Source organism: Bacillus sp. N5-665 (assembly GCF_022637375.2).
Lineage (GTDB): Bacteria > Bacillota > Bacilli > Bacillales > Bacillaceae_G > Bacillus_A > Bacillus_A wiedmannii.
Genome location: NZ_CP093325.1, coordinates 4,764,721 through 4,787,500 on the forward strand (window position 1 = coordinate 4,764,721; position 22,780 = coordinate 4,787,500).

At 38.9% G+C, this 22,780-nt stretch carries 22 protein-coding genes, 20 tRNA genes, 2 rRNA genes and 4 riboswitches (1 of these 48 cut by a window edge); of the genes, 2 read left to right on the forward strand and 42 right to left on the reverse strand.

The features are described from left to right. Nucleotides 1-22 precede the first annotated feature (22 nt). From kdpDN to tenA, 18 genes are all read right to left on the reverse strand, one after another. Entirely contained in the window at nucleotides 23-1,177 is a 1,155-nt protein-coding gene (gene kdpDN / locus MNO09_RS27105) for a KdpD-like non-kinase potassium sensor (RefSeq protein ID WP_002096843.1), read from the reverse strand. A gap of 53 nt (nucleotides 1,178-1,230) precedes the next feature. Further along, complete coding sequence (gene kdpC, locus MNO09_RS27110; RefSeq protein WP_088107445.1) at nucleotides 1,231-1,815, reverse strand: K(+)-transporting ATPase subunit C; 585 nt, start codon at nucleotides 1,813-1,815, stop codon at nucleotides 1,231-1,233. A 16-nt stretch (nucleotides 1,816-1,831) separates the two neighbouring features. Continuing rightward, on the reverse strand, nucleotides 1,832-3,922 hold the full coding sequence (kdpB, locus tag MNO09_RS27115) for a potassium-transporting ATPase subunit KdpB (RefSeq protein WP_070168414.1): 2,091 nt from the start codon (nucleotides 3,920-3,922) through the stop codon (nucleotides 1,832-1,834). 13 nt (nucleotides 3,923-3,935) lie between these two features. Then, nucleotides 3,936-5,603: a potassium-transporting ATPase subunit KdpA gene (kdpA, locus tag MNO09_RS27120; protein ID WP_000638334.1), complete on the reverse strand. Its 1,668-nt coding sequence runs from the start codon at nucleotides 5,601-5,603 to the stop codon at nucleotides 3,936-3,938. A gap of 19 nt (nucleotides 5,604-5,622) precedes the next feature. After that, on the reverse strand, nucleotides 5,623-5,703 hold the full coding sequence (kdpF, locus tag MNO09_RS27125; RefSeq protein ID WP_000214976.1) for a K(+)-transporting ATPase subunit F: 81 nt from the start codon (nucleotides 5,701-5,703) through the stop codon (nucleotides 5,623-5,625). Next, the gene (locus MNO09_RS27130) at nucleotides 5,700-5,804 is read right to left on the reverse strand and encodes a SipW-dependent-type signal peptide-containing protein (RefSeq protein WP_000887892.1); all 105 of its coding nucleotides are present in this window, start codon (nucleotides 5,802-5,804) and stop codon (nucleotides 5,700-5,702) included. The genes kdpF and MNO09_RS27130 overlap by 4 nt, the downstream gene beginning before the upstream one ends. Nucleotides 5,805-5,898: 94 nt before the next feature. Beyond that, a riboswitch (cyclic di-AMP (ydaO/yuaA leader) is annotated at nucleotides 5,899-6,044 on the reverse strand. 259 nt (nucleotides 6,045-6,303) lie between these two features. Continuing rightward, nucleotides 6,304-6,534 (reverse strand): hypothetical protein, encoded by a 231-nt coding sequence (locus MNO09_RS27135; protein WP_000866313.1) that lies wholly within the window; start codon nucleotides 6,532-6,534, stop codon nucleotides 6,304-6,306. A 15-nt stretch (nucleotides 6,535-6,549) separates the two neighbouring features. Then, nucleotides 6,550-6,936, reverse strand: coding sequence for a hypothetical protein (locus MNO09_RS27140; RefSeq protein ID WP_000424062.1), 387 nt, complete (start codon nucleotides 6,934-6,936; stop codon nucleotides 6,550-6,552). 93 nt (nucleotides 6,937-7,029) lie between these two features. Continuing rightward, nucleotides 7,030-7,177, reverse strand: a riboswitch (cyclic di-AMP (ydaO/yuaA leader). An 85-nt stretch (nucleotides 7,178-7,262) separates the two neighbouring features. Beyond that, nucleotides 7,263-8,084, reverse strand: a complete 822-nt coding sequence (thiD, locus tag MNO09_RS27145) for a bifunctional hydroxymethylpyrimidine kinase/phosphomethylpyrimidine kinase (protein ID WP_098098299.1) — start codon at nucleotides 8,082-8,084, stop codon at nucleotides 7,263-7,265. Nucleotides 8,085-8,090: 6 nt separating this feature from the next. Further along, the gene (thiF, locus tag MNO09_RS27150; protein ID WP_070168412.1) at nucleotides 8,091-9,110 is read right to left on the reverse strand and encodes a thiazole biosynthesis adenylyltransferase ThiF; all 1,020 of its coding nucleotides are present in this window, start codon (nucleotides 9,108-9,110) and stop codon (nucleotides 8,091-8,093) included. After that, nucleotides 9,103-9,873, reverse strand: a complete 771-nt coding sequence (gene thiG, locus MNO09_RS27155; protein ID WP_088107446.1) for a thiazole synthase — start codon at nucleotides 9,871-9,873, stop codon at nucleotides 9,103-9,105. Before thiG ends, thiF begins: the two co-directional genes overlap by 8 nt. A gap of 2 nt (nucleotides 9,874-9,875) precedes the next feature. Further along, nucleotides 9,876-10,079, reverse strand: a complete 204-nt coding sequence (gene thiS, locus MNO09_RS27160) for a sulfur carrier protein ThiS (RefSeq protein ID WP_001049510.1) — start codon at nucleotides 10,077-10,079, stop codon at nucleotides 9,876-9,878. A 15-nt stretch (nucleotides 10,080-10,094) separates the two neighbouring features. Continuing rightward, complete coding sequence (gene thiO, locus MNO09_RS27165) at nucleotides 10,095-11,204, reverse strand: glycine oxidase ThiO (protein ID WP_241950073.1); 1,110 nt, start codon at nucleotides 11,202-11,204, stop codon at nucleotides 10,095-10,097. Then, complete coding sequence (tenI, locus tag MNO09_RS27170; RefSeq protein ID WP_000787175.1) at nucleotides 11,197-11,817, reverse strand: thiazole tautomerase TenI; 621 nt, start codon at nucleotides 11,815-11,817, stop codon at nucleotides 11,197-11,199. Before tenI ends, thiO begins: the two co-directional genes overlap by 8 nt. A 10-nt stretch (nucleotides 11,818-11,827) precedes the next feature. Next, a complete protein-coding gene (locus MNO09_RS27175) occupies nucleotides 11,828-12,829 on the reverse strand; it encodes an ABC transporter substrate-binding protein (protein WP_000670442.1) in 1,002 nt (333 codons plus the stop codon). After that, a complete protein-coding gene (locus MNO09_RS27180) occupies nucleotides 12,826-13,578 on the reverse strand; it encodes an ABC transporter permease (protein ID WP_078182938.1) in 753 nt (250 codons plus the stop codon). The genes MNO09_RS27175 and MNO09_RS27180 overlap by 4 nt, the downstream gene beginning before the upstream one ends. Then, nucleotides 13,578-14,327: an ABC transporter ATP-binding protein gene (locus tag MNO09_RS27185; protein WP_001256820.1), complete on the reverse strand. Its 750-nt coding sequence runs from the start codon at nucleotides 14,325-14,327 to the stop codon at nucleotides 13,578-13,580. The genes MNO09_RS27180 and MNO09_RS27185 overlap by 1 nt, the downstream gene beginning before the upstream one ends. Continuing rightward, nucleotides 14,296-14,991, reverse strand: a complete 696-nt coding sequence (gene tenA / locus MNO09_RS27190; protein ID WP_000666826.1) for a thiaminase II — start codon at nucleotides 14,989-14,991, stop codon at nucleotides 14,296-14,298. Before tenA ends, MNO09_RS27185 begins: the two co-directional genes overlap by 32 nt. A gap of 82 nt (nucleotides 14,992-15,073) precedes the next feature. Then, nucleotides 15,074-15,177, reverse strand: a riboswitch (TPP riboswitch). A gap of 60 nt (nucleotides 15,178-15,237) precedes the next feature. After that, nucleotides 15,238-15,349: riboswitch (TPP riboswitch) on the reverse strand. A 269-nt stretch (nucleotides 15,350-15,618) separates the two neighbouring features. Between tenA and MNO09_RS27195 the strand changes: the two genes are divergently transcribed. After that, entirely contained in the window at nucleotides 15,619-16,773 is a 1,155-nt protein-coding gene (locus MNO09_RS27195; RefSeq protein WP_001056050.1) for an SH3 domain-containing protein, read from the forward strand. 5 nt (nucleotides 16,774-16,778) lie between these two features. Continuing rightward, the gene (locus tag MNO09_RS27200; RefSeq protein WP_001189484.1) at nucleotides 16,779-17,117 is read left to right on the forward strand and encodes a hypothetical protein; all 339 of its coding nucleotides are present in this window, start codon (nucleotides 16,779-16,781) and stop codon (nucleotides 17,115-17,117) included. Between the two features lie 242 nt (nucleotides 17,118-17,359). On the opposite strand, the gene MNO09_RS27205 is transcribed toward MNO09_RS27200, so the two are convergent. From MNO09_RS27205 to MNO09_RS27320, 24 genes are all read right to left on the reverse strand, one after another. Then, nucleotides 17,360-18,511: a DUF3965 domain-containing protein gene (locus MNO09_RS27205; RefSeq protein ID WP_001203049.1), complete on the reverse strand. Its 1,152-nt coding sequence runs from the start codon at nucleotides 18,509-18,511 to the stop codon at nucleotides 17,360-17,362. Between the two features lie 297 nt (nucleotides 18,512-18,808). Next, the gene (locus MNO09_RS27210; protein WP_000199001.1) at nucleotides 18,809-19,228 is read right to left on the reverse strand and encodes a CBS domain-containing protein; all 420 of its coding nucleotides are present in this window, start codon (nucleotides 19,226-19,228) and stop codon (nucleotides 18,809-18,811) included. A gap of 129 nt (nucleotides 19,229-19,357) precedes the next feature. Beyond that, nucleotides 19,358-19,429: transfer RNA gene (locus tag MNO09_RS27215), tRNA-Glu, on the reverse strand. 1 nt (nucleotide 19,430) lies between these two features. Continuing rightward, nucleotides 19,431-19,505, reverse strand: a tRNA-Asn gene (locus MNO09_RS27220). 8 nt (nucleotides 19,506-19,513) lie between these two features. Continuing rightward, nucleotides 19,514-19,590 (reverse strand) — tRNA-Ile (locus MNO09_RS27225). An 11-nt stretch (nucleotides 19,591-19,601) separates the two neighbouring features. Then, nucleotides 19,602-19,672, reverse strand: a tRNA-Trp gene (locus MNO09_RS27230). Between the two features lie 6 nt (nucleotides 19,673-19,678). Then, a tRNA-Thr gene (locus MNO09_RS27235) sits at nucleotides 19,679-19,751 on the reverse strand. 9 nt (nucleotides 19,752-19,760) lie between these two features. Further along, nucleotides 19,761-19,836, reverse strand: a tRNA-Phe gene (locus MNO09_RS27240). Between the two features lie 8 nt (nucleotides 19,837-19,844). After that, nucleotides 19,845-19,920 (reverse strand) — tRNA-Asp (locus tag MNO09_RS27245). Nucleotides 19,921-19,923: 3 nt separating this feature from the next. Next, nucleotides 19,924-20,000 (reverse strand) — tRNA-Met (locus tag MNO09_RS27250). Between the two features lie 22 nt (nucleotides 20,001-20,022). Beyond that, nucleotides 20,023-20,115: transfer RNA gene (locus MNO09_RS27255), tRNA-Ser, on the reverse strand. Between the two features lie 58 nt (nucleotides 20,116-20,173). Next, nucleotides 20,174-20,266: transfer RNA gene (locus MNO09_RS27260), tRNA-Ser, on the reverse strand. A 20-nt stretch (nucleotides 20,267-20,286) separates the two neighbouring features. After that, nucleotides 20,287-20,359: transfer RNA gene (locus MNO09_RS27265), tRNA-Ala, on the reverse strand. Nucleotides 20,360-20,374: 15 nt separating this feature from the next. Next, nucleotides 20,375-20,448, reverse strand: a tRNA-Pro gene (locus MNO09_RS27270). A gap of 10 nt (nucleotides 20,449-20,458) precedes the next feature. Beyond that, nucleotides 20,459-20,532, reverse strand: a tRNA-Arg gene (locus MNO09_RS27275). 3 nt (nucleotides 20,533-20,535) lie between these two features. Further along, nucleotides 20,536-20,624 (reverse strand) — tRNA-Leu (locus MNO09_RS27280). A 16-nt stretch (nucleotides 20,625-20,640) separates the two neighbouring features. Continuing rightward, nucleotides 20,641-20,715: transfer RNA gene (locus tag MNO09_RS27285), tRNA-Gly, on the reverse strand. Between the two features lie 29 nt (nucleotides 20,716-20,744). Next, nucleotides 20,745-20,825, reverse strand: a tRNA-Leu gene (locus MNO09_RS27290). 14 nt (nucleotides 20,826-20,839) lie between these two features. Then, nucleotides 20,840-20,915: transfer RNA gene (locus MNO09_RS27295), tRNA-Lys, on the reverse strand. A 4-nt stretch (nucleotides 20,916-20,919) separates the two neighbouring features. Continuing rightward, nucleotides 20,920-20,994 (reverse strand) — tRNA-Gln (locus MNO09_RS27300). An 11-nt stretch (nucleotides 20,995-21,005) separates the two neighbouring features. Next, a tRNA-Tyr gene (locus tag MNO09_RS27305) sits at nucleotides 21,006-21,089 on the reverse strand. Between the two features lie 8 nt (nucleotides 21,090-21,097). Next, nucleotides 21,098-21,173: transfer RNA gene (locus tag MNO09_RS27310), tRNA-Val, on the reverse strand. Between the two features lie 5 nt (nucleotides 21,174-21,178). Beyond that, nucleotides 21,179-21,294, reverse strand: a 5S ribosomal RNA gene (rrf, locus tag MNO09_RS27315). A gap of 101 nt (nucleotides 21,295-21,395) precedes the next feature. Continuing rightward, nucleotides 21,396-22,780 (reverse strand): 23S ribosomal RNA (locus MNO09_RS27320) (it continues 1,537 nt past the right edge of the window).

Here is a 22,780-nt window from a genome sequence, read left to right on the forward strand (position 1 = left end):
AGACCTATAGATGGTCTCTATTCTAAACTCTTTGATCTGCAACGATATGAATATCAATATACTTCGTTTCTCTCATAATTTCATTTACAATTGAACCTTTTCGAATTTCTTCCCACCTTGTTCTTGCTGATTGTCCGAGTAAAATTTGCGTTACTTGTAGTCTTTTCGCGACTTCAATAATAACATCCGCTGGCTTTCTTCCTTTTGCCTCTTCTAAAACAAAACTCGCATCAAATTGATTCGTTAGCGACTTCCACTCTTCAATCGTTTGCTTTTTCCCTGCTGCAAGAGACTCTATATTTTCCCTTTCTACGTTTAAGACATACAATTCAGCGTTTAACCGATCCGCCATGCGCCATCCCCGTCTTATTAACTTCTCTGCTGTTGAACTGTATTGTACACAAACGAGAATTTTTTCTTTCACGCCAATCGGTTCTATAACGGTTTGACTAATTTTCTCGTCCATATCATCGGCAACTTCCCGAAGTGATAATTCTCTTAGTGCCCCTAAATTATTAAGCGTGAAGAAATTTTGTAAGCTTTGCTCTATTTTTTCTTCTTTATATATCTTCCCGTCTATTAATCTCTTCCTTAATACCTCGGGTGTTGCATCAACAAGTTGAATTTCATTTGCTTTTTGTAAAATAAAATCTGGAATACGTTCTCTTACTTTTACATTTGTAATTTGAGCTACAATGTCATGAACGCTTTCTAAATGTTGAATATTAAAAGCTGATAAGACGGATATACCGGCATCTAGCAATTCCTGTACATCCATATAACGTTTCTTATTTTTAGATCCAGGAATATTGCTATGCGCAAGTTCATCCACAACAACGACTTGCGGTGCACGTTTTATAATTCCTTCCACATCGAGTTCATAAAATACTTTCCCTTTATACTCTATTTCTTTTAAAGGAACTTTTTCTAAATCAGCAATTGCGTCTTCCGTCTCTTTTCTCCCGTGCGTTTCAATTAAACCAATTACAATATCCGTACCTTCCTTTTTCATCTCTCTGGCATCAAAGAGCATTTTATAACTTTTTCCTACTCCTGGAGCCGCTCCTACATATAACTTTAACTTCCCGCGGTTTTGCTGACGAATATATTCTAAATACTCTTCTGGTGTTCGCCTTTGAAAAGTTGGTTTATAGTCATCCGCATACAAAACACTCACAACCTTCCTTTCGAAACAACGCTACCTCAATCCGTTAGATTGAGGTAGCACTGTTACTGTTTCAGTAGTTTCTGCAATTCTAAATTTAACTTTAAAACGTTTACGCGGTTCTCTCCAAATAAGCCAAGTGCAGCACCTTCCGTTTGATCTTTAATCAATTGACCTAATGTTTCTTTCGGAATTTTCGTTAATTTAGAGATACGATCCACCTGCACAGAAGCTGCCTGCGGACTAATATCAGGATCTAGCCCTGAACCTGAATTCGTCACTAGATCAATCGGCACTTCTGTTACCGGAACAGTTGGGTTTTGTTTCTTCCACTCTTCAACACTTTTCTCTACTCGTTTCTCTAAATCCGGATTAGATGGTGCATAGTTATTAGACCCTGATGCTTCTGCTTTATATTCAATACTAGAAACACGCCCATGAAAATAACGTGGATCTGTGAAATTTTGACCGATTAATGTAGAACCAATCACTTCGTTTTTATCATTATATATTAGACTTCCATCCGCATTATCCTTCATTACTGCTTGTGCAATACCAGTTACAATAAGCGGGTATACAAGGCCGCACAACACTAAAAATGTAAAAGTAATACGGATGATTGGTGATAGTATACTTTGTTTCTTCTCCATCTTTTTCCCCTCTTCCTTATATGAACAAGCCGACAATTATATCAATTACTTTAATTCCAATGAACGGTACAATCACTCCACCAAGCCCATAAATAAGTAGGTTTCGGCCCAATAGTGCATTCGAACTCATCGGTTTATATGCGATACCTTTCATCGCCAATGGAATAAGTAACGGAATAATAACAGCGTTAAATATTAATGCTGATAAAATCGCTGACAGCGGTGATGTTAATTTCATAATGTTTAATGCTTCCATTTGCGGAATCGCAAGTGTAAACATTGCTGGAATGATTGCAAAATATTTTGCAATATCGTTCGCAATACTAAACGTCGTTAACGCACCACGCGTCATTAACAATTGCTTACCAATCCCTACAACCTCAATAATTTTTGTCGGGTTCGAATCTAAATCAATCATATTCGCTGCTTCTTTCGCAGCTGTCGTACCACTATTCATCGCTAATCCAACGTCAGCCTGCGCTAATGCCGGCGCATCATTTGTACCATCACCCGTCATCGCTACAAGTTTCCCTTTATCTTGCTCTGCTTTAATAACCGCAATTTTATCTTCTGGCTTACACTCAGCAACAAACTCATCTACCCCTGCTTCTTTTGCAATCGTTGCTGCTGTTAACGGGTTATCACCTGTACACATAACCGTTTTAATCCCCATTTGGCGCAATTGTTCAAAACGCTCACGCATACCTGGCTTTACTGTATCCTTTAAATAAATTAAACCGTAAATACGATTATTCACTGCAACTACAAGTGGTGTCCCGCCCTCTTTGGAAATGGAATCTGCTTTTTGATTTACATCTTTCGGAATCGTTCCACCTTGTGACCTAACCCATTCAATTACGCTACCTACAGCACCTTTTCTCACTTTCGTTCCGTCCTGTAAATCAACACCACTCATTCTCGTTTCTGCTTTAAACGGAACAAATTCACCTTGTTCTGCAATTTCTCGATTATATGATATAGATTTCGTTTTTACATATTCTATAACTGATCGACCTTCTGGTGTTTCATCTAAGACTGAACTAATCGCAGCCCATTTCCCTACTTGCTCAATCGTCTCATTTCCTACAGGAAGCAATGTATGTGCCATTCGGTTCCCGAAAGTAATCGTACCTGTTTTATCTAAAATGATTGTATTAATATCACCCGCAGCTTCTACTGCTTTACCCGACATCGCTAACACATTGAACTTTGTCACCCGGTCCATCCCGGCAATACCAATTGCTGATAATAAACCACCAATTGTCGTTGGAATTAAACAAACTAACAACGCTACAAGTACAGCTGTATCAATTTGAAACCCTAAATAGTTTGTAAAAATCGGCAACGTCACAACAACGATTAAGAAAATAAGCGTTAAACTCGTTAATACTGTATTTAAGGCAATCTCATTCGGCGTTTTTTGACGAGCAGCTCCTTCTACTAACGAAATCATTTTATCAATAAATGATTCACCAGGATTACTCGTAATGACAATTGTAATCTCATCACTTACGACCATCGTTCCACCTGTCACGGAACAAAAATCACCGCCCGCTTCTTTTATTACAGGAGCCGATTCCCCTGTAATCGCAGATTCATCAACAGACGCTAATCCTTTTATGACTTCTCCATCACTCGGAATCATTTCTCCTTGTTTTACAATAACAACGTCATCTTTTCTCAGATCAGTTGCTGAAACTTGAACAATGTTTCCAGTTTCTTTTACAACATTTGCAAACACATCTTTCTTCGACTGTTTTAAAGAATCGGCTTGCGCTTTCCCCCGTCCTTCCGCTAACGCTTCTGCAAAGTTAGCAAATAAAACTGTAAATAATAGAATGAGAGAAACTGTTATATTAAACCATCCTGGTACACTACTAGAACGACTTGGAAGAAACGATAAAATGAACGTAATGATAAATCCAATTTCTACAACAAACATAATCGGATTCTTTATCATGACTTTCGGATTCAATTTCGCAAAGGATTGTTTCATCGCATGTTTCACGATATCACGATCCATCGTTTTCGCTTGTCTAACTTCATCTTCTACAGCATGTATTTGTGAATCATTTACTCTCTTTTCTTTTACTACTACCGGTCTCATCATTTACCCTCCATTACTTCAATGTAAGAAATTCTGCAATTGGGCCGAGTACTAACATCGGGAAGAATGTTAATGCACCGACAATTACAATTGTTCCGATGAAAATGCCGCCAAATAAACTATTATCCGTACGGAACGTTCCGACTGTTTCTGGTACTACCGTCTTTTCTTTCAATGAAGCTGCAACAGCTAGCATCGTAATTAAACTGAAATAGCGCCCTAAAAACATAACTAAGCCAGTTGTAATATTCCAAAACGGTGTATTATCCGCTAACCCTTCAAATCCAGATCCGTTATTCGCAGCTGACGATGTATATTCATATACCACTTGCGTTAAACCGTGGAAACCAGAATGAGAAATGGCATCCGTTCCTAAACTTGTTGAAAGAGCTAATGCTGAAAACCCTAAAATAAGCAGTGGATGAAATAGTATCGTTACCGCAATTAATTTCATTTCCTTACCTTCAATTTTCTTACCTAAAAACTCTGGTGTCCGTCCAACCATCAATCCAGATATAAAGACTGCGATAATCGCATACATAATAATGTTCACAAAACCTGCCCCAACTCCGCCATACACTGTATTTAACATCATATTTACGAGTGGTACTAACCCGCCAATTGGTGTTAACGTATCATGCATCGTATTAACGGCTCCTGTTTCAGCAGCTGTCGTCACTGTTGCGTATAGGGAAGAAAATACTGTTCCAAATCGTACTTCTTTTCCTTCTGTACTCCCTTGTACATGTTCGATGCCCATTCCATTTAACGCTGGATTCCCATGTAATTCAGATGTAGTAATCGTTATAAATCCTAGTAAAAACACCATGAATAGTGATACGAAAAGGATACGACCTTGTTTTTTATTTCCTACCATTCGTCCGTACGTAAATGGAAGTGCTGTTGGCAATAACATCATAAGCATCATTTGTAAAATATTACTCATTTGCCCTGGATTTTCAAAAGGGTGCGTAGAGTTTGCTCCGAAAAATCCACCGCCGTTATTTCCGAGTTCCTTAATGGACACGAATGATGCAACAGGCCCACGTAATATACTTTGCTTTGCCCCATCGATTGTTTGTGCTGTAACTGCACTGTCTAACGTTTGTGGTACGCCAAGTGCGACAAAGACTAGTGCCGCAATAAATGCGATAGGAAGAAATACTCTCGTTAGTGCTCTCGTAAAATCAACGAAAAAGTTACCGAGTTCCTTCCCAGCAAGCCCTCTTATAAACGCCATTACAAGTGCTAACGTCGTTGCTGGTGCTGCAAACATTAAAAATGTAATTCCGATTAATTGTGATAAATACGATAAACCATTTTCACCGCTATAATGCTGTAAGTTTGTATCAGCCATAAAACTAATTGCTGTATTAAAAGCAAGCGTAGGCTCCATCCCTTCAATGTGTGCTGGATTTAATGGCAATACTCCTTGTAGTCTGAAAATGAAATATACGACAACAATCATAAATCCATTTAATAAAACTAATGACAATGCGTACTGTTTCCACGTTTGATTGTATTCTTTTACACCCGTAATTTTAAAAATAAGTTTTTCAAAAGGCCCGAATACTTTATCTAACTTTTTACTACCTTGAAAGGCTTTCTCTAAATAAATCCCCATTGGCTTTGCCACAAGAATAAACAACAGCATGGTAATAACAACTGCGACCCAAATCATAATGAATGATTCCCCCTAATTAAAACTTTTCTGGATTTAATAATGCATACACTAAGTACACCGTAATTGCTGCAACAATAACCGATAAGGCAACCGTCATGATTGCTTCCCTTCTTTCACAACTTTATCTGACCAACTTGCAAGACTTACCATCGATGCGACTAACACAACAAAAATCCCGATCATTACAACATCTAACATAGCCATTCCTCTTTTCTGTAAAAATTTACCATTAATTTATCAAAAAAAGAACACTAAGCTCTACTTAGTGTTCGAAATGAACAACACAAAGTAAACCTCCTCTCTAAACGCTTACGAGGTTAGCTGTCGGATTCGGGCCTAAAGAGTAGCCCTACTTTCAAAACTGAAAGATTCACCCCAAGTGACGATGCACAAAATTGGTTCCCCCGCTCCATTTCTGGAACTCAGCGATTTTAGGTTTTTTTGGAAATTTTATGAATGATTTATGAGAGTAAATATACTCCTCTATATTTAACTTGTAAAGAGCTAAATTACTGAAAATAAGAAAATATCCATCTATTTAAACGCTTACATTGAGTGTTATTAATATTATTTCATCTGTTTTCTCGTCTTTTCTTTCTTTTTCACAAAAATAATCTTTTAAATACGAAATAAAAAGAGCGCATGACATGAAGTGCATAGCTTGTTGCACTTAGCATTCGCTCTTTTTTTTCACTATTTATTCTCCACGCAAAAATGCGCGCAAATTTCTCCCGCGAATATAAACTTGTGACAATTCTGCATGTAGCTGCTCATATTCGATAACATCTGTTTTTAAATATAAAGCGTCTTTCGATGGCAATATGATATAGGCCCTTGGAAAAATAGGATCAAGCACCACCAATTCTTGAACTCGCTCTACTGATACCGCCCAACGATTCGCTATATCTCCTAGTAACAACACCTTCATCTTTTTTCCCCCGCCCTATTCAAAAAATAAAAAAGAAATATTATTACAATTCGTAAACACGACAAATGTAGCTCCAATTTTTTCATAGAGCCTCGCTGGATATCGTTTATTCCTTGTAACAACAGTAATAGGTGCTTGAAAAGAAAAGCGAATGTGTTCTGTGAAGAAACTAATGATTGGAAGCTCATCCCCTAGTAAAATCACCTTCTTAATACACTCACAAATACTAGTAAAATCTTGTGCCTTACTACAGCTATAAGTCCAATCAAACCCACAATTCCTAACTTCAGCAGCTATCTCTTCATTTGCTGTAAAAATAATTAACTCATGTTGAAATGCTACTAAATCTCTTAAACTATTTACCTTGCTTTCTTCTCCAATACAAATAAGTGTTAATTCCATGTACCTCATCCTCCTTAGCATAAAAGAACTCAAACATAGATTGATATTCCCTTATACTAATCAGATTGATGAAGTGATGTATCCATCATGGCACCGTCCTCTCTCAAGACGCTTACGAAGTTAGCTGTCGGATTCGGGCTTTGAGAGTAGCCCTACTTTCAAAATTGAAAGATTCACCCCTAGTGACACTGCACAAATTGGTTCCTCCGCTCCTTATATTTGGACTCAGCGTATTACAAAAAATGTATTCTGGCTGATATATTACTCCTGTATTTGAAAAAAGTAAACAGAAAAAAAGCCAGTTATAAAACTGACTTTTCCTTTCTTTATGCTTGTGTTTTATTCAATTTATATGCAAAATGATTCGTCGGCCCATGACCACTTCCGATATTCAAAGGCTCTTCAATTGCTATACTAATAAATCGTTTCGCTTCTAGAACTGCCTCTTCAATTGAGTAGCCTTTCGCAAGTCCTGCTGTAACCGCTGAAGCAAATGTGCACCCGCTTCCGTGCGTTTGCTTTGAAGGAATCCGTTCACTTCTAAATTCGATAAATTGCTCACCATCAAAGAGTAAGTCAATTACTTCATTACCTTGATATTCTGCATGTCCACCCTTCATAAGCACGTATTTCGCACCTAGTTCATGCAGTACTTTCGCAGCTTCCTTACTATCTTCAACATTATGAATCTCCATCCCGGTTAACACTTCTGCCTCAGGAACATTCGGTGTTACAACGGTTGCTACTGGTAATAAATATTCTTTTAATGCTTGTACTGCTTCCTGTTGTAATAATGATGCACCGCCCTTAGCAATCATAACAGGATCTAGTACAATATTATTCCACCCAAACTTATTAATATGTTCTGCGACAATTTGAATAATTTCACTGCTAAATAACATTCCTAGTTTCACAGCATCTGGTGTTAAATCCGTACCAATTGAATTCAGCTGTTCCGTAATACCTTCTAACGGAACTGGATATACCCCTTGAACGCCAAGCGTATTTTGAGCAGTAATTGCCGTAATTGCCGTCATCCCATACACACCAAGCTCTTGGAAGGTTTTTAAATCTGCTTGAATGCCGGCACCACCTCCACTATCAGATCCTGCAATTGTTAAAGCTTTATTTACTTTCATCCCACTCATCCTTTTCTATCCAAAATAGCGATGATAAATTGTTTTTGCTTCGCTTATATCTTTCGTTCCATGTACAAGTACCCGGCCATCTTTAAAAGCAACTAATCTCTTTTCCTCCACAGAAAATGATATTAAATATGGATTTACATTCAAATTATTCACACGATCTTTCAGCAGCTCTTTATATCGTTCAAAATCCATTTCTTCTTTATGAGGTGGTCTAATTTGAACTGTATTTCTCCCGCACAAAACTGCTGTTTTCGATGTATTTTCTTTATTTAAATACGGGTATATCGCATTCTCTCCGCACGAAGGACAATTATGCTTACGAAGCTTTTGCACATTCATACATGAATATTCATTCTTCCATACATCAAACGACACAAGTCCATCTCGAAGCAATTCATAATCTTCCACTAACAGTTTAAGAGCTTCCGTTACTTGATGAGAAACGACGAGAGATACAGCAGGAGATATAATGCCCGCTGTATCACATGTCGCCCCGCCAAGCGGAATCGATTGTAATAGACAAGATAAACATGGCGTTTTACTAGGAAGAATTGTGTAAGAAAGGCCGTAACTCCCTACACAGGCTCCGTAAACCCATGGAATGGAATACTTTTGTGCTATATCATTCACAATAAAACGCGTTTCGAAATTATCAGTTGCATCAATAATTACATCAACATTTGTAACGAGTTCTTCTAATTCCTCAGCTGTTACATCTTGAACGAGAGCTTCTACTCTTACTTCACTATTAATTTCTTCTAGACGCTTCTTTGCCGCTACAGCCTTCGGTAGGTTATTCTCTACATCGCTCTCTGCATACAATTGTTGCCTTTGTAAATTACTCCAATCGACATAATCTCGGTCAACAATCGTTACTGTTCCAACACCTGCTCTTACAAACATCTCTGCATTTGCACTACCTAATGCACCTGCACCGATAATGAGTACATGCTTTTCTCTTATCTTTCGTTGCCCCTCTTCTCCAATTGGAGAAAATAATTCTTGGCGAGAATATCGATTATTCAACTACGCTCATTCCTTCTAAAGGACTACTTGCTGTTGCACAACGTTTACGTGCAATACGCCCCGCTTCAAATCCTAATCGTCCTGCTTCAATACTTAATTTCATTGCTTGTGCCATTTTTATTGGATCTTTTGCTCCCGATACAGCAGTATTTAATAACACGCCATCCGCTCCTAATTCCATTGCAAATGCCGCATCAGCTGGGCTACCGATACCAGCGTCAACGATAACTGGTACTGTCGCTTGTTCAATAATGAAGCTTAAGTTTAACGGATTTACAATACCAAGCCCTGAACCGATTGGTGATGCTCCTGGCATAATTGCATGCACACCTAGTTCTTGTAATTTACGTGCTAATACAACATCATCAGATGTATACGGAAGTACGATAAATCCTTCTTCTAGTAACATTTCAGATGCCTTTAACGTTTCTACTGGATCAGGTAATAACGTTCTATCATCACCGATAACTTCTACTTTGATCATATCGCAAAGCCCCGAAGCTTTTGCTAATTTTGCAATACGAACAGCTTCTTCAGCATTTTTTGCTCCAGCTGTATTCGGTAATAACGTATATTTTTTCACATCAAGTTTCTCTAATAAATTAGGCTGCTTTGCATCAAATATATCCATACGACGTACTGCGAACGTTAAAACCTCAGCCTCAGATACATCAATTGCCTTTTGCTGTACATCAAAATCAGGGAATTTCCCTGTTCCTAATAAAAGTCTAGAATGAAATGAAAATGATCCAATGTTTAACATAATCAACCGCCTCCTACGAAAGTTACAATCTCAATTTGGTCTCCATCAAAAACAGATGTATCTGTATGATCATCTTTTTGTAAAATATCTTTATTACGCTCTACTACTACAATTCTGTTATCTAACTCTAAATGCGTAAGTAGCTCAGCCACTGTTTTCACACTCTCTGGCACTTCAAGTTGGTTACCATTAATTTTTAAATTCAAACTTCCATCCCCTTTCTAAACTATTTTAGAAAGCAATGAATCTAGCAAATGATTCGCCTGCTTTCCTTCTATTAAATCAGCCATATACTGACCAGAAACAGGACTTAATAAAATACCGTTTCGATAATGCCCAGTACAAGCGTATAAACCTTTTATTTCTTCATGCTCTCCCATATAAGGAGCTTCATGATTCGATTGTGGTCTTAACCCTGCCCATGCGCTTTCCCACTCTGCTTCTTTTAAAGTTGGCAATATTGTATACGCGCGCTCTAATATAGAAGTAATACTTTCTGGTTGCACGGTTTTATTAAACGTATGAGGCTTCATCGTTGCTCCAATTACGTAACGTCCGCCGCGCTTTGGTGCAATGTAAAATCTTTCTTGGAAAATAGGCGCCTTTAAAAGTGGTTTTCTACTTCTTACCGCTACTACTTCTCCTTTAACTGGATATGTACCCCATTCGTGGTGAAAATGCCCTAGTAACTTCGTGCTCCATGAACCACCCGCAATAACAACTTTCTCGCATGCTATAATACCTTCGCTCGTCACAATCCCAGTCACTTTATTGTTTTCAATACGAATATCAAACACTTCTGTCTGTTCATATATATCAGCACCCGAAATTGATGCGGAATGTGCGAATGCTTTCGTAAGCTCCGGTGCAATAACATGACCGTCTTTTGGATAATATACAGCACCTATAATTGAATCAGATAGAAACGGTTCTTTCTCTCGTAAACGATCTCCCGTTAGAAAGTAAGAATCTTCACCTGTTTTCTGCTGCCAATCCATAATGTGAAAAATTCTTTCCTTCTCATCTTCATTTTGGGCAATGCGATAAATGCCTTTCTCATCATACCCAATATCGATGCCTGTTTTTTCACGTAAAACTGCTGCAAGTTGTGGAAATATAGCACGGCTTTCTCTCGCAAGTTCAAATAGTGGGTTATATGCATCCCATTCTGCCTGAACCCCAAGTAAACCAGCGGCTGCTTTCGAGGCTTCAGATGCAATTCTTTGCTTCTCTATAATCGCTACTTTATGCCCTCTTTCTGCTAGAAAATGTGCAACTGAACTACCGATTACACCACCACCAATTATCGCTACATCATACTTCTTACACATGTTTTTCCGCCCACTTTCTTATTGATTCCTTATAAGATTTCGCTTTGCTATACGGGTTACTACTACTTATAATCCCAGACATAACAGCAATACCACTGACACCGTTAGTAAGAACATCCCCGATATTTTCCGTGGTAATTCCACCAATTGCTGTAATCGGTATGGATAAACACTTTGCAATGTCTGAAAGCTCTTCAAGCCCTCTCGCTGGTACACCTTTTTTACAATCTGTCGGAAATACATGACCATAGACGAGTGAATCCGCTCCATTCTTAAATGCATCGATCGCCTCTTCTAAAGAATGTACAGAATAGCCGACATGCAAATAAGAAAACTTTTCTTTCACTGACCTTACATTTGCGCTTCGATATCCTAGCTGCACGCGTGGAATGTTTAATAAAATAGCGATATCAATTCGATCATTTATCACTATTTTTGATGCCGGAAAGCCTTTCTTCAAAAGACTTTCCACACCTTCATACAAATCCTTCGTACTTTTCTCACGCTCACGAATATGCAAATAGTCAATCTCACTTTCAATTTGCATCGCTACATTCACTAACTCTTCGAATGACATGTGACCATTTGAGATTACATGAAGCTCATTTTTCATATTCATTCGCCTACTTTAAAATATTTTCGAAGAACTCATCGGCCGGAACGATTTCTTTCGTCATTCCTTTATCTTTCAGCCATTTATTTTGTTTCTCCCATGACTCTTTTGAATCTGATAAGAATGGTTCATCTTTCGTTTCCATCTTCTCTAATAAAATTTTCATACTCTCTTTTTCAACTTCTGGTACAAGTGGGAAGTTTTCTTTTTCTTGATGATTTAATAAAATATTTAATGCTTCATCTGGATTTTTCTTCATAAAATCATAGCCTTTTTTCGTACCACGTAAGAAGGCTTGTAACGCTTCTTTATCTTTTTTCAACGTTTTATCACCTGTTACAAATACAAGCTCATGATAATTCGGTACACCGTAATCGGCTGGATTAAAGTATGCTGGTTCATGACCTTCATGACGCATAACAGGTACTTCATGGTTAATGTATGCCCCTGTTACCGCATCCACTTTCTTCGTAATTAATGCCGGTACTAGATCAAAGCCAACATCGACTACTTTCACTGTATCTGGATTACCACCAGCTTCTTTTACCATCGTTTTTAAATACATCTCACTTAAAGGTGTTCCAGAATATCCAACTGTTTTCCCCTCTAAATCTTTTGGCGATTGAATGCCTGCTGATTTCAGCGATACAACATGATTTAATGGTGAACGTACGACAGCTCCAATTGATTTCACTGGAATTTGTTCATTTGCTTTTGCCATGACAACATCTGGCTGATAATATAAGCCAACCGTTACTTTTCCTGCAGCTGCTAAAGTTAATGGATCAGTCGGATTAGAAGGGAATTTAATATTCACCTTGACTCCTTCTTCTTTAAAGTATCCTTTTTCAATCGCCGCATAAATAAAGCTATGTACCGCATTTGGGTACCAATCAAGCATGACCGTTATTTCTTTTTCTTTTTTATTCTTATCTGACGCTGAATTACTAGAACATCCAGCGATCATTGCAACTAATAATGTCAACACAAAGATGCGTTTTAAAAATTTCATGAATACTTCCTCCAACTAATAAATTTCTTTTCTAATACTGAGATAAGTATGACGAAGAAAATAGCTAATAATGATAACAATACAATGGGTGCAAATACACCTGCTCCGTCTAACTGCGTCATCATTCTTTTACTGAAATATCCAAGCCCAGCTTGTGCACCGAGCCACTCACCGATTGCTGCCCCAATTACACTAAGCGGAACTGCAATTTTTAAAGCTGAGAAAAAATAAGGAAGAGCAGATGGTAACTTTAATTTAAGAAAAACATCTTTTTTCGTTGCCCCATACGTAACTAAGAGCTCCTCCCATTCTTTTTTCGTACTGCGTAGTCCATCATACGTATTGACCGCAATTGGGAAAAACGTAATTAAAACAGTAACAACAACCTTACTCCAGATCGTATATCCAAACCATAAAACGAAAAGCGGCGCAAGCGCTGTAATAGGAATCGTTTGTGAGGCAACTAATAATGGATAAAATGCTCTCTCCATCCAATTACTCGCATTCATTAACATCGCTAGCCCTACCCCAAGTACGATAGAAATAGCCACCCCTATTAAAACGACCGATAAGGTTGCCGGCAAATGAACCGTAAATAATATATCTTTTAGTTTCCATATCTTCATCACAATTGCAGACGGTGACGGTAAAATGTACATTTCATCTACGATTCTTGCGCCTACTTCCCAAAAGGCAAGTAAAATACTAGAAAGTGTAAGGGCAGGTAATAGCTCCTTCAACCGGTTCATCATACGAGTACCTGCCTTTGTAACATACTAAGAAGCTCATCTTTAAGCGCTAACACTTCAGGCTTATATAAATCTTTTCTTGTTCGATTACGATCAAGCGGTACAACCCTCTCGGTTAAAGTAGTTATCGGTTGCTGCTCTACTACTAAAATTCGATTAGAAAGAAACAACGCTTCTTCCACATCATGAGTGATAAATAAAATTGTTTTTTCCCACTCTTTCCATTGTTCAAACAGCCATTCTTGCAAAGATGCCTTCGTTAAAGCGTCCAACGCGCTAAACGGTTCATCTAACAACAATATCTCCCCGCCTGTTAATAAAGTTCGAATAAAAGATACGCGTTGTCTCATACCACCAGATAAATCTTTCGGATATTTTGTCTCATACCCTTGTAAGCCAAATTTATGTAGCAGTTCCTTGGCCTTTATTTGTGCTTCTTTCTTCTGTACACCTTGACACTCTAGCGGCAGAGCAGCATTCTCAATAATCGTTCGCCACGGCAGGAGCATATCTTTTTGGGGCATATACCCTACAGGATGGCTCTTCGTTTCTGTCAGCTCTATCTGCCCAGTACTTACTTCTTCTAAACCTGTAATAAGGCGAAATAGAGTACTTTTCCCGCATCCACTCGGTCCGATAATACTTACAAACTCTTTATCTTGTATAGAAGCATTTAATTCATTGATGATTGGTTTCTCATCATAATGAAAAGAAACATTATGAAACTGTAGTATGTTCTTGCTCCTCAAATCCCCACATCTCCTTACGATAGGACATATCCCAGAATAAATATTCAAATCGACTGGAATATAGGAAAATCTCCTCTAATCGATCTAGCTCTTTTTCAGACTTTCCAACTGCCATTTCATTTAATAAATCGATTAACCAAATACAAAGGTTACCGTATTCTTCAGAACTATATCCTTGAATCCACTCACCAAAGAACTCATGATCTCTTGCTCCAGGAATATCATTTAAACGCTTTCCAATTTCCCAGTAGCTCCACATACATGGAAGAAGTGCTGCTATTAATTCCGCAAGTGTGCCATTTTGAGATACAGACATCATGTAATTTGTATAAGCTAAATTTTTAGCAGATGGCTTTGCAGACTCTATCTCTTCTATAGAAATTCCAAGTCTTTTTGCATACTGTTTATGGATTGTCATTTCTCCATTTAATATGCCATCAATTTGTTCAGCAAATTTCCCCATTACTTGTGGGTTCGTTGCTTTTACAACACCAATCGCATATAGCTTTGCATAATCTAACAAATATAAATAATCTTGAATAATGTAATACTGAAACTTATCTTTTTCTAACGTGCCATCCCCCATACCTACTACAAACGGATGATTATGACTCATCTCCCAAACTGGTTGTACAGTTTCTAATAATCTATCGCAAAATTTCATTTCTCTATCCCCTTTCGATTTATATATCTAAATAAAAAACCACTTCTAAATAAGAAGTGGTTACAGCAAATAAAATTATAATTTATTCGTTGCTCCACTTCCCTTCGCTAGTATTACCTAGATCAGGTGTTATAAGGGTTAAGGATTATTCCTCTCTCAGCACAACAAGCACCCCTAGTGGTTTCAATATGAAATTTTCAAACAAAAAAGCCCCGTTTCTATACGCAAAGAAACGGGGACTTATTATTAGTGTCCGAATTGCTTCCCTACGCTAGCATAATCTAGATCAGGTAATGAAAAGGATCAAAGGCTTACGGCCTACTCTCAGCTGGCAACACCAGCTCTCCTAGCAAACTATGAAATTATCACTGTCAGTATAACATCGTAATAAGACATCATCAACTGTTTTAATTTTCTCAATTGTCAACAAAATAACAAAACTATATACTACTTATATTCTATCTTAGAAATTATTATCCTAATTAATCGGATAAAAAGGAATCATTATCCTCAAAAAATTTATTTTTATATTGATTTCATATTACATTTATGTGAATACACCCACTATATTATATCTTTATACTATAATAAAATTACAACTATACAACTAGAGGAGGTCTCTATTATATGAATATGAAAGCTACTGCTTTAACAGCAACTACTGTCGCAATTGCCTCTTTACTTCCTTCTATGGGAGAAACAAATGTACAAACAGCCAACGCTGAACAATTATCTAATGTGAAAACTGGATATGTCAAAGTCGATCAAGTAGCCTTACATACAAAAGATAACGCAAATAGCTCATCAATTGATACAATTCGCTTTAATACGAAAGTGAACATACTTGAAACAACTAATGGCTGGTATAAAGTATCTGTTAATAATAAAGTAGGTTACGTACAAAAAGATGCTATTCTACTAAAAAACAAACTTCAATCTAATAATCAATACATCGTTAATGCCAATGCATTAAACGTTCGTTCTGAACCTAATTTAGAATCTTCAATTTTAGATGTATTACCAAATGGAAAATTCATTACCATTCAAGAAGAACAAGGCGAGTGGTATAAAATTTTACATAATGGCAAAACAGGTTACGTACAAAAAGCATTTGTGGCTAATGGTTCACAGCCTTTAGTAAAAGGCATCACAGTTCAAAATAATACGAAATACACAGTTGCAACACCTAAACTTAATGTACGTGGCAACGCTAGTACAAGTAGTGCACTACTTGGTTCATTACAAAATGGTACACAAATACAAGTAGTGGAAACTGTAGGAACTTGGTATAAAATTCGTTTTGGCACAGGATACGGATACGTAGCAAAACATTATGTGATGCAAAATCAATCACAAGCTCAAACGGCTCAAACTACTTCCATTCCAGCAGTTTTCAAATTCCCTACTCAAGGAAGAATTAGCTCAACCTTTGATATACGCTGGGAACAAATGCATTATGGTATAGATATTGCAGCTCAAGGTAATGTCTCTATCCAGGCGGCAGCTGCAGGTAAAGTTGTGAAATCATATTATTCAGCTAGCTATGGCAATGTTGTGTTCATCGCCCATCAAATAAACGGGAAATTATATACAACAGTCTATGCACACATGAAAGATCGCACTGTACAAGCTGGTGATCAAGTACAAGCTGGACAATTAGTAGGTCATATGGGAAACACAGGTCATTCATACGGGCAACATCTTCATTTTGAATTACACAATGGAGAATGGAATTTTGAAAAAACAAATGCAGTAAACCCACTGCCATATTTAGTTAGGTAAATTGTATGCAACGCAATATCAATATACCTCTCTTAATTGAATACTTCGCCTTTTTAGGTTTAATCTATTGTTTAATCATTTACAATACAAACACTGTATTTTTATCTATTATCATTGCTTTTGTTGCTTTAGAAATTATGATGGAATCCTTTCAAGTACAATTAAAACAAAAAATTGCCCATATATATAATGCCATCTTTCTATTAAGTGCCCTAATAACAAATATTATTAGTAATGGTTTTTATTTATCTACCGTATTTCCTGTATTCTTTATGGCTGTTTTATTATTCATAGCTAGATACATTCATGTCCCTACTAACAAAAAACACGAACAAAAAGCTTAGAAAGAGGAGACATTGTGTACCGATCTTTCAAAGATAATCCGCTAAAATATATATTGAATTTATACACAAAAATAAATACTTTTTTTGGTATACAAGGAAGCAATACGGCACAATTTCTCCTTTATGGAATTTTATTTCTCGTCTTAATTGCGTTCTCCTTGCTTTACTAATAAAAAAAAGGATCTCACATAAACTTGAGATCCTTTTTAATTTATATAAATTTTTTATATAGAAAATGCTCTTTATCCACAAGCATATTTTTCATAAATAAAGCTAAGATTATATTTTTTCTCTAAACTCATTCTTTGTTCATCATCACACCAATAGAACAGAATGTCATGAATCGTTGCATAACGCTTATTTTTAAGAAATAGTTTAAAGAATGATGGTAAACAATCATGTAATTGTATAAATATATAATTGCGTAATATTTCTTCTTTATATTCAATGCCCTTACAAATATACAGTAATTCTTCACAATAATATGCATGTTGCGGAACTTGAATCATTTCGAAAAATGGCACATATGATAATAACTTTCCGATAAAATGATCATATCGATCCATTATCCCTATCGTCATATGCTCCATCATTTCTTTCATTACATATAAATAATCATCTACATGAGTAGTTTTCAATGGGTCTAATCGATCTGAAATTTGAGAAAGTACAGCTCTTTGACAAGCTAACACCGCTTGACTAGGTCCATAATATGATAGGAAGTCTGTACACTTACGATATTTTCGTAATAAGTCATGTGTGTATAAGTCATACACAAACGTATTACAATACATCGCTAGACTCATCATATCACTATTTAATTGCTCTTTTGATAGTAATTTAGCTCTCTTACACATATAAAAGAATGTAAATTCCAATACTTCTTTATGAGATAATAGTTGTTTACAATCCGTTATACATTTCTCATTAAATTTAACCCTATCCCAAATTTCTACATCCCCATCAGTCAATTCACCCATACGATATTTAATAATTAAATAGTTTAAAGCAACCGCTTGCGTCAACAGATCCCACGTTTCATATTCCAATGAAGTGTGAACAAACTCAGCTAGTCCTTGAGTTATCATAAATGTATTTGCTTCTTCATACCAACCAATCTCTTGGCATAAGCGAAGAATACGTACTAGAGTTGGAATTTCATCTTTATGAAACTGCGGCAAATTCTTTACTTTATCCATTCCATATACGATAAATGCCGCTAAATTTTCTTCTTTATAAAATTCTTTTTCTTTCCACACTAATATAGTCCGTTCTTTCCCTTCACCTTTTGGATGACAAGGTACAAGCAAAGAAAATAATTCAGCGAAATTATTTGGTTCTATATATGTATCTGTAACCAAATTCCAATTTGGATCGCGCTGTACAGCCCTCATATAATTCCCCTTCCCTTTTGTCTACATAGGAAATATTAATCCATTATTACATCATTAACAATGAATATTGTTATATTCAAAATCTTTCATAATACTTATATCTATCAGTATATCATTTTTTCTCTTATTTAAAATTAGGAATGACAAATTTTAAAAAACTGTCGAAATTACTAACTGTATACTTATATTATATAATGTCTCAGATACATCATGCTAACATATTAGTTTAATCCATATATACTAGAATAATGCATCTGATTTTTATACGTAACTTATCCCACTAATGAACGACTCTCTTCATTCCGTATGCTCCGAGATTTCACTTAAAGCAAATCCAGCTTGATCATCTGCCGATTCTCTTATAGCTAAATCACCTAGTGCTAGCATCCCCACGAGTTGACCACTCTCAACTACTGGTAATCGTCTAATTTGATACTGTGCCATTAACTCTGTAGCTTTTTCAATAGAATCATCTGGAGAAACTGAAACAATGTTTGTTGTCATTACATTTGTAATTTTATTAGATCCAGGATGTTTCTCAGCAATCCCACGAACAACTAAATCTCGGTCCGTAACAAGCCCAACAACTTGCTCATTTTCAACAACTGGAATCAATCCAATCGATTCTTCTTTCATCTTTACAGCAGCCTCATATACATTGTCTAGCGGTGTACAATGTACAACATGAGTACTCATAAAATCTCTCACTCGTGTCATTTTTGTCTCCTCCTTTTTATACATACCATAGCTTTTCCTAAATCCCTTTATTTATTTCAGGAAAATCAGTTGATAAAGGAGGATTCCACAAAATAAAAAAGAGTCAGCAATATGCTGACTCTTTTTTTATGACCCGTACGGGATTCGAACCCGTGTTACCGCCGTGAAAGGGCGGTGTCTTAACCACTTGACCAACGGGCCATGGCTCCGCAGGTAGGACTCGAACCTACGACCGATCGGTTAACAGCCGATAGCTCTACCACTGAGCTACTGCGGAATAATATATGGTGGGCCTAAATGGACTCGAACCATCGACCTCACGCTTATCAGGCGTGCGCTCTAACCAGCTGAGCTATAGGCCCATACACTTTTACAGGGGCAGTAGGAATCGAACCCACACTGGAGGTTTTGGAGACCTCAGTTCTACCTTTAAACTATGCCCCTAAAGGATGCCGACTAGAGGACTTGAACCCCCAACCTACTGATTACAAGTCAGTTGCTCTACCAATTGAGCTAAGTCGGCATAAAAAAATGGTGGCTCGGGACGGAATCGAACCGCCGACACGAGGATTTTCAGTCCTCTGCTCTACCGACTGAGCTACCGAGCCAACATAAATGGCGGTCCCGACCGGGGTCGAACCGGCGATCTCCTGCGTGACAGGCAGGCATGTTAACCACTACACCACGGGACCATTTGGTTGCGGGGACAGGATTTGAACCTGCGACCTTCGGGTTATGAGCCCGACGAGCTACCGTGCTGCTCCACCCCGCGACAATATAATGTTTTTAAAAAATGGAGGAGGTAGAGGGATTCGAACCCCCGCGCGACTCTCGCCGCCTGTCGGTTTTCAAGACCGATCCCTTCAGCCGAACTTGGGTATACCTCCATGAAGGAAAAAACAAAAATTTTATTATTATATGTATCTAAACCATTTAAAAAGAAAATGGAGGAGGTAGAGGGATTCGAACCCCCGCGCGATTCTCACCGCCTGTCGGTTTTCAAGACCGATCCCTTCAGCCGAACTTGGGTATACCTCCGAGACATATAATAAATAAAGTGGAGCCTAGCGGGATCGAACCGCTGACCTCCTGCGTGCAAGGCAGGCGCTCTCCCAGCTGAGCTAAGGCCCCATGTTTTTGGGAATATCGGGAAGACAGGATTTGAACCTGCGACCCCCTGGTCCCAAACCAGGTGCTCTACCAAGCTGAGCCACTTCCCGTTAATAAAAGCGCGCCCGAGAGGAGTCGAACCCCTAACCTCTTGATCCGTAGTCAAACGCTCTATCCAATTGAGCTACGGGCGCATATGGTGCCGAGGGCGGGGGTCGAACCCGCACGGTGGTCACCCACCGCAGGATTTTAAGTCCTGTGCGTCTGCCTGTTCCGCCACCCCGGCATGTCATATTGAAAATTGGAGCGGAAGACGGGATTCGAACCCGCGACCCCAACCTTGGCAAGGTTGTATTCTACCACTGAACTACTTCCGCAAGACATGTTTGAGTTATTTTATTAAAAGTGCGGGTGAAGGGAGTCGAACCCCCACGCCAAAGGCGCTAGATCCTAAGTCTAGTGCGTCTGCCAATTCCGCCACACCCGCATATTTTGTTAAAATGGTGAGCCATGAAGGATTCGAACCTTCGACCCTCTGATTAAAAGTCAGATGCTCTACCAACTGAGCTAATGGCTCTTAATGGCTGGGCTAGCTGGATTCGAACCAGCGCATGACGGAGTCAAAGTCCGTTGCCTTACCGCTTGGCTATAGCCCATTAATTAAGAATGGTGGAGGGGGGCAGATTCGAACTGCCGAACCCGAAGGAGCGGATTTACAGTCCGCCGCGTTTAGCCACTTCGCTACCCCTCCGACATATATGGTGGAGGATGACGGGATCGAACCGCCGACCCCCTGCTTGTAAGGCAGGTGCTCTCCCAGCTGAGCTAATCCTCCATTTTGCCTGGCAACGTCCTACTCTCACAGGGACAAGGTCCCAACTACCATCGGCGCTAGAGAGCTTAACTTCCGTGTTCGGTATGGGAACGGGTGTGACCTCTCTGCCATCATTACCAGACTATATTCATTTAAGACAAGAATCATTTTAACTTATTTAACTTTTAAAGTCAACAAGTTTTTTATATTCTTTCAAAACTAGATAACATTGCTTCATATTATATGGTTAAGTCCTCGATCTATTAGTATTCGTCAGCTCCACATGTCACCATGCTTCCACCTCGAACCTATCAACCTGATCATCTTTCAGGGATCTTACTAGCTTACGCTATGGGAAATCTCATCTTGAGGGGGGCTTCATGCTTAGATGCTTTCAGCACTTATCCCTTCCGCACATAGCTACCCAGCTATGCCCTTGGCAGAACAACTGGTACACCAGCGGTGCGTCCATCCCGGTCCTCTCGTACTAAGGACAGCTCCTCTCAAATTTCCTACGCCCACGACGGATAGGGACCGAACTGTCTCACGACGTTCTGAACCCAGCTCGCGTACCGCTTTAATGGGCGAACAGCCCAACCCTTGGGACCGACTACAGCCCCAGGATGCGATGAGCCGACATCGAGGTGCCAAACCTCCCCGTCGATGTGGACTCTTGGGGGAGATAAGCCTGTTATCCCCGGGGTAGCTTTTATCCGTTGAGCGATGGCCCTTCCATGCGGAACCACCGGATCACTAAGCCCGACTTTCGTCCCTGCTCGACTTGTAGGTCTCGCAGTCAAGCTCCCTTATGCCTTTGCACTCTACGAATGATTTCCAACCATTCTGAGGGAACCTTTGGGCGCCTCCGTTACACTTTAGGAGGCGACCGCCCCAGTCAAACTGCCCACCTGACACTGTCTCCCGGGTCGATAAGACCCGTAGGTTAGAATTTCAATACATTCAGGGCGGTATCCCACCAGCGCCTCCACCGAAGCTAGCGCTCCGGTTTCAATGGCTCCCGCCTATCCTGTACAAAATGTACCAAAATTCAATATCAGGCTACAGTAAAGCTCCACGGGGTCTTTCCGTCCTGTCGCGGGTAACCTGCATCTTCACAGGTACTATAATTTCACCGAGTCTCTGGTTGAGACAGTGCCCAAATCGTTACACCTTTCGTGCGGGTCGGAACTTACCCGACAAGGAATTTCGCTACCTTAGGACCGTTATAGTTACGGCCGCCGTTTACTGGGGCTTCAGTTCAGAGCTTCGCTTACGCTAACCCCTCTCCTTAACCTTCCAGCACCGGGCAGGTGTCAGCCCCTATACTTCGCCTTACGGCTTCGCAGAGACCTGTGTTTTTGCTAAACAGTCGCTTGGGCCTATTCACTGCGGCTTTCCGTTAAGAAAGCACCCCTTCTCCCGAAGTTACGGGGTCATTTTGCCGAGTTCCTTAACCAGAGTTCTCTCGCACACCTTAGGATTCTCTCCTCGCCTACCTGTGTCGGTTTGCGGTACAGGCACCTTTTATCTCGCTAGAAGCTTTTCTTGGCAGCGGGGAATCAAAGACTTCGCTCCATAAGGAGCTTCCCCATCACAGCTCAGCCTTCACGATAAGCGGATTTGCCTAC